Genomic DNA, 1,354 nt, shown 5'->3' on the forward strand with positions numbered 1-1,354 from the left:
GCATTCAGCCGAACTACGATGCCGCAAGCGTCGATGCCGCCGCCGCCGAGCTCGGCCGCATCGGCATCGCTCCGCGGCTGATGATCGATGTCAGCCACGCCAACAGCGCCAAGAAGCCGGAGAACCAGCCGAAGGTGGCGCATGACGTTGCCGGTCAGGTCGCAGCCGGCGACGAGCGCATCATCGGCGTCATGATCGAGAGCAATCTCGTCGCCGGCCGCCAGGACGTCGTGCCCGGCAAGCCGCTTACCTACGGCCAGAGCATCACCGACGGCTGCATCGACTGGGCGACCACCGAGACCGTGCTTCACGGCCTTGCCGGCGCCGTCGAATGGCGCCGGTCCGTGAAGCGCGAGTTGCTCGCCAGCCGCCAGGGCGCGGCATAAGCCGAATGCAGAGGGCGGCGGTCAGGCCGCCCTCAACCCTTCCCAGGCGGTGAAGATCGATACCCCGAACAGCAACAACCCTGCTGCGCGGCCTGCGAATATGGTCGCTCGCGGATTGTCGACCAGCAGCCCCCGGCTGCGGCCCGCTGTAACGGCGAGCCCGCCATAGATCGCCGCCTGTGTGGCGACCGTCAGCAATCCCATGATCGTCGCCTGCATCCAGATCGGACCGTAAGCCGGCTTCAGGAATTGCGGATAGACGGCAAGGATGAAGAGATAGGCCTTCGGATTGATCAGGCAGGTGACCAGGCCCTGGCGGAACGCCTGCCAGGCCGAGCGGCTGCCGGCTGGCCCGTCATCGCCGACGGTGATCGAGCTGCGCATCAGCGAAATGCCGATATAGGCCATATAGGCGGCGCCGACGATAAGCAGCGGCGTGAACAGCACCGGCACGAAATGCATGAGCAGGCCGACCCCGATCGCCCCGTTCAGCGTGTGCACCGCGCCGCCGAGCATGATGCCTGCGGTCGCGGCCAGGCCACGGTTGCTGCCGCCGGTCAGCGCGTTGGCCAGCACGAACAGCATATCCATGCCCGGAACGGCGATGATGCCGAACAGAAGCACGAAGAACAGCCAGAGGTTTTCGCCATAGCTCATGTCAGTTGCCTGTCGCTTCGCCCGCCGGGGCAAAAAGGAATCTGTTGATTTTTGAAGTGCGTAGGCGGCCCTATAGGTCACGCCAACTGACGGGGATGTGTCAGTTGCGTTTCGGTCGGGTGGAAAAATGCGCAAGGCCTCGCGCCTGTTCGAGATCATCCAGATCCTGCGTCTGGCCAGAAAACCGGTGACCGCAGCTGCGATGGCCGGACAACTGGAGGTGACGGTGCGCTCGGTCTATCGCGACATCGCCGCCCTGCAGGCGATGCGCGTGCCGATCGAGGGCGGACGGGGCATCGGCTACATATTGC

Annotated in this window: 2 protein-coding genes and 1 pseudogene; 2 read left to right on the plus strand and 1 reads right to left on the minus strand. The window is 64.9% G+C overall.

Features of this window, described 5'->3' with window-relative positions; all coding sequences use genetic code 11:
- Positions 1 to 386 (plus strand): annotated as a pseudogene (locus EOA24_RS38025) (3-deoxy-7-phosphoheptulonate synthase); the annotation flags it as partial.
- Between the two features lie 21 nt (positions 387 to 407).
- On the opposite strand, the gene EOA24_RS38030 reads toward EOA24_RS38025, so the two are convergent.
- On the minus strand, positions 408 to 1,043 hold the full coding sequence (locus tag EOA24_RS38030) for a LysE family translocator (RefSeq protein WP_126080077.1): 636 nt from the start codon (positions 1,041 to 1,043) through the stop codon (positions 408 to 410).
- 127 nt (positions 1,044 to 1,170) lie between these two features.
- Here EOA24_RS38030 and EOA24_RS38035 point away from each other — a divergent pair.
- Positions 1,171 to 1,354 (plus strand): HTH domain-containing protein (locus EOA24_RS38035; protein WP_127410828.1); only part of this gene is annotated, 184 nt, incomplete at its 3' end.

This window comes from Mesorhizobium sp. M2A.F.Ca.ET.039.01.1.1 (assembly GCF_003998035.1).
Classification (GTDB): Bacteria; Pseudomonadota; Alphaproteobacteria; order Rhizobiales; family Rhizobiaceae; genus Mesorhizobium.